The sequence below is a fragment of the Rhizobium sp. 18055 genome, assembly GCF_902706285.1.
In the GTDB taxonomy this organism is placed as follows: domain Bacteria; phylum Pseudomonadota; class Alphaproteobacteria; order Rhizobiales; family Rhizobiaceae; genus Rhizobium.
In genome coordinates this window covers 1-520 of record NZ_CACSKD010000159.1, presented here as the reverse complement: position 1 = coordinate 520, position 520 = coordinate 1, and the positions used below count along the sequence as shown (strand labels likewise).

The window sequence follows — 520 nt, the reverse complement described above, 5'->3', positions numbered from 1 at the left end:
CTGCAGGTGTCCGCCGCCACCGAAACGCCCGAAGCGCCCGGCGCGGGCCTGCCCGCCCCCGTGCGGCAATGGGCCGCCGCGGTGGGGCAGCGCCTGCTGCCCTGGCTCGTGCCGGTGGCGCTGATCGCGGCCTGGCAGGTGGCCTCGGCCCAGGGCTGGCTCTCCAGCCGGGTGCTGCCCGCGCCGTTCGACGTGCTCAAGGCGGCCTGGGCGCTCGCGGAATCGGGCGAGCTGTGGACGCACGTCAAGGTGAGCGCCGGCCGTGCGCTGGCGGGGCTGGCGATCGGCGGCGGCCTGGGCCTGCTGCTGGGGCTGCTGACCGGCTCGCTGCGCTGGGCGGAAACGCTGCTGGATTCCACAGTACAGATGGTGCGCAACATTCCGGCGCTGGCGCTGATCCCGCTGGTGATCCTGTGGTTCGGCATCGACGAATCGGCCAAGGTGTTCCTGATCGCGGTGTCGGTGTTCTTTCCGATCTACCTCAACACCTTCCACGGCATCCGCAACGTCGATCCCGGAC

1 protein-coding gene is annotated in these 520 nt (G+C 71.5%); it reads left to right on the top strand.

Annotation, left to right across the window (positions count from 1 at the left end):
• Positions 1–48: 48 nt before the first annotated feature.
• Positions 49–520, top strand: a 472-nt coding sequence (locus GVL52_RS31805) for an ABC transporter permease subunit (RefSeq protein WP_368735337.1), incomplete at its 3' end; no start/stop codon positions are given.